Origin of the sequence: Segatella copri (assembly GCF_002224675.1) — a bacterium.
In the GTDB taxonomy this organism is placed as follows: domain Bacteria; phylum Bacteroidota; class Bacteroidia; order Bacteroidales; family Bacteroidaceae; genus Prevotella; species Prevotella copri_U.
In genome coordinates this window covers 1-1,427 of sequence record NZ_NMPZ01000063.1, presented here as the reverse complement: position 1 = coordinate 1,427, position 1,427 = coordinate 1, and the positions used below count along the sequence as shown (strand labels likewise).

Annotated in this window: 2 protein-coding genes and 1 pseudogene; 2 read left to right on the top strand and 1 reads right to left on the bottom strand. The window is 33.6% G+C overall.

Annotation, left to right across the window (positions count from 1 at the left end; translation table 11 throughout):
* Nucleotides 1-400: helix-turn-helix domain-containing protein (locus CFT61_RS16290; protein WP_089545435.1), on the bottom strand; the 400-nt coding region annotated here is incomplete at its 3' end.
* A gap of 114 nt (nt 401-514) precedes the next feature.
* Here CFT61_RS16290 and CFT61_RS16285 point away from each other — a divergent pair.
* Nucleotides 515-1,057: a hypothetical protein gene (locus CFT61_RS16285; RefSeq protein WP_117663760.1), complete on the top strand. Its 543-nt coding sequence runs from the start codon at nt 515-517 to the stop codon at nt 1,055-1,057.
* 4 nt (nt 1,058-1,061) lie between these two features.
* A pseudogene (locus CFT61_RS16280) lies at nt 1,062-1,427 on the top strand (hypothetical protein); the annotation flags it as partial.

The window sequence follows — 1,427 nt, the reverse complement described above, 5'->3', positions numbered from 1 at the left end:
GCACAAATGTTTCTAAAAAACGTTTGAAAGTAATGTCACTGGTTTCTTTACCAGTCGCATTCTGCCATGCTTCACGTGCTTTGGACACACTCTGACGGTCTTCCTCAATTGCCATGCGGACTGCTTCTTCATCAGAACAATCCATAATAGGCTTTCGTCCCTGACCAGGACGTGTCTCCAAGCCTTTGATGCCATTTTCTTCATAACGTTTGACCCATGCGTAGACAGTAGGTACTGTTACCTCAAGCATTTCTGCTATTTGGGGAGCTGATTTACCTTCTGACTTCAGTAATATGGATTTGCATCTGATACGAAAACTATGAGTAGGGCCATTATGATAGCCTTTCTCTAATTTGAGGCGATCAACCTCTGATAATTCAAGTACTTTTATTGGTTTCATAATTCTTTTTTCAATAAAACAGAAAATTAACCATATTAGTACTGATATATATAAATAATTTAGATCACTTACTTATTAATACGTATATTTGTAATATTTTAAATTGGAATGAATATGAATGCAAAATTTTATAGATTTATAGTCAAAGGGAACGACAAAAAAGGAGGAGTGCTATATTCTCCTAAAAGTTGGCCATATCCTATAGCGGTCGATGGACAAGAAGTCAAAAATTGGGAGTCTCTTGTTGTTGAATTAAAAGACGGAATTTATAGACCATTTCAGTTATGTGTAGGTGGAGCCAATATGGTTAATCAAGATTTGAAAGACTTATTGCAGTCTTTTATAGGTATTAGTAATGACGTTGAATTTTTACCGGTTAGAGCTATAAGTGAAATATATGGCGAACAAACGTACTATATTATGCATTTTAAAAAGATTTTTGATGTCATAGATACTAAAAATACTTTATATGTTGAAGGGACAGATTCTGTTATAAAATTGAAGCTTGACTATAATAAGGTAAAAGATTTAAAGGTCTTTAATTCACAGCCAGCTATAAATGATATCATCGTATCTGATGAAGTTCGTAAAAGCATACGAAAAAATAAGCTTGATTTAGGGTTGGAATTTATGCCTGTGTATTGTGGAGGGGAGTGATTATATGGAAGAGGAAATAAGACATTGGATTCAGCAAATCAATGATGAGACAATATTGCCATCTGATATTGTCGCGTTCAATTTTGGACTTTTTGAATCTGAAGAAGGATATTGCATTTATTTGACAGGTTCAAAATTTTATGATGAATCTGATGATGATTGGGCTTGTGATATAGATTTTGAGCCAAATAGAAAATATTTAATGCTCGCCTCTGGGAGTATTCAAAATATGAACTGGAAACAAATTCTATATAAGGTCAAAAATATTATTTTCAACTTCATTACAGCAAATGCCTACAAGCTACCCTTGTTTAGTGATGAGGCTAAATATGCAGAAGAAGAAAATAGAAAATTAGGAGAGATTCCAAGA